The organism is Nocardia cerradoensis NBRC 101014, assembly GCF_000308535.1.
GTDB lineage: Bacteria > Actinomycetota > Actinomycetes > Mycobacteriales > Mycobacteriaceae > Nocardia > Nocardia cerradoensis.
In genome coordinates, this window is the sequence record NZ_BAFW01000182.1 from 1 (window position 1) to 1,967 (window position 1,967).

General features: G+C 67.4%; 2 protein-coding genes. Both read right to left on the minus strand.

The features are described 5' to 3' along the window. Nucleotides 1-71 precede the first annotated feature (71 nt). Complete coding sequence (locus tag ON23_RS19550; protein WP_039779936.1) at nucleotides 72-1,256, minus strand: NADH:flavin oxidoreductase; 1,185 nt, start codon at nucleotides 1,254-1,256, stop codon at nucleotides 72-74. Further along, nucleotides 1,256-1,864, minus strand: a complete 609-nt coding sequence (locus tag ON23_RS19555) for a TetR/AcrR family transcriptional regulator (protein WP_039779937.1) — start codon at nucleotides 1,862-1,864, stop codon at nucleotides 1,256-1,258. Before ON23_RS19555 ends, ON23_RS19550 begins: the two co-directional genes overlap by 1 nt. Nucleotides 1,865-1,967 lie beyond the last annotated feature (103 nt).

Sequence of the window (1,967 nt, forward strand, 5' to 3'; positions counted from 1 at the left end):
GCTGATGAGGGCGACTCGGCCCGTCAAACGTCCACTCATGAATTCGTCTCTCTTCTCTCTGTCGATCCGGGTCAGTGGGTGGGTATGGGCGGGCCGTCCAGCCGCAGCACGCATCGGGTGCCGGTGTAGATGCTGGGCATGCATTCGTTGCAGTGGATGCAGGCCGATCGGGTCTCGGCATCGGACCGGATGCGCTGCAACAGATCCGGCTCGCGCAGCAGGGCGCGGCCCATCGCCATGAATTCGAAGCCTTCGCGCCGGGCCCGCCGCATATCGTCGATATCGGTGATCCCGCCCAGCAGCACCAGCGGCATCGACAACTCGCGGCGGAACTGGCGGGCCCGTTCGAGCAGATACGTGCCGTGATACGGGTATTCGCGCAGGAAGGCCTTGCCGACGAGCTTGAAACCCAGCCGGGTCGGGCCGGGCAGCGTCTTGGCGAACGCCTGCCGTGGCGCGTCGCCGTGGAACAGCAGCATGGGGTTGAGCAGCGAACTGCCCGCGGTCAGTTCGAGGGCGTCGAGTCCGCCGTCGGATTCCAGCCAGGACGCCACCTGGAGCGATTCGGCCAGCGAAAACCCGCCGCGCACACCGTCTTCCATATTCAGCTTGGCCAGAATCGCCAGCCGGCCGCCGACGGCTTCGCGCACCGCGAGGGCGATCTCGCGGGCCATCCGGGCGCGATGCTCCAAGGGCCCGCCGTAGGCGTCCTTGCGGCGGTTCAGCAGGGGGCTCAGGAACGAGCTGACCAGATAGTTGTGGCCGAAATGCAGTTCCACGGCATCGAATCCGGCTTCCTCGGCCAGCAATACCGCCCGCACGTGCGCGGCGACGAGATCCTGGATCTCGGCCACCGACGGCGACTGCATCATCTTCATGCTCAGCGGCGACCACAGCCGCGTCGGCGCCAGCGCGGGTGCCCGGTTGGAGGCGGCATTGGCCACCGGTCCCGCGTGGCCGATCTGCGCGCTGACCTTGGCGCCTTCGGCATGGATGGCGTCGGTGAGCCGCCGCAGTCCCGGCAGCGCCTCGGGGCGCATCCAGATCTGGTGACGATCGGTGCGCCCGCCCGGCGCGACGGCACAGTAGGCGATGGTGCTCATCCCGACGCCGCCGGCCGCGATCTCCCGATGGAACTCGATCAGTTCGTCGGTGACCAGCGCATCGGGCGTGCGGCCCTCGAAGGTGGCGGCCTTGATCACCCGGTTACGCAGCGTGATCGGGCCCAGATCGACGGGTTCGAAAATATCGTTCACTACAACTCCTGTACGGCGGATTGCGAAGCGGTGGAGGCGGGCACGGGCGGCGGCGCGCTCAACCCGGCGATGACGAATTCGCGCAGCGTCGCCACCGAGGACGGCGCGATGTCGTAGTCCTCGGTGCTGCCGAAGCGCATGATGATCAGGTCGAAGGCCAGCTGCCAACGCCGGCGTGCCTCGCCGGAGCTCAGCTCGGGCAGTAGTTGCGACCACGACTCCATCCGGAACCACTGGTGCTGCCAGGACATCGGCCGGCGGCGCAGGATCAATCCGGCCAGCAGCCGCAGATGCAACCGGCCCATCGGGTCGGCGGCGAGGTCGACGAACGGTGCGAGCACCGCATCGACCACCGCCGGGACCGAGCTGGGCTCGGTGGCCGTGGCCGCCGCCAGCCCCTCGGCCCACAGCGGTCCGAGCCGATCCTCGATCAGGGCGGCGATCAGCGCCTCCTTGGAGCCGAAGTGGTAGTGCACCGCGGCCGGGTTGGCGCCCGCGGCCACGCAGATCGCCCGCACCGAGACGTCCTCGTAGCGCTCGGTCAGCAGTAACCGCTCCGCGGCCGCCAGCAGTTTGGCCCGGGTACCCGCTGCCACCTTCTCGCCCATTCGGTTAGTGAACCACGACACAGAACAGGTTTCAATCATTGATTGAATCAGTGAGACAAGATGCTGCGTATCGGCCGTTTTTCCGATAGTGGACATGTCAAGG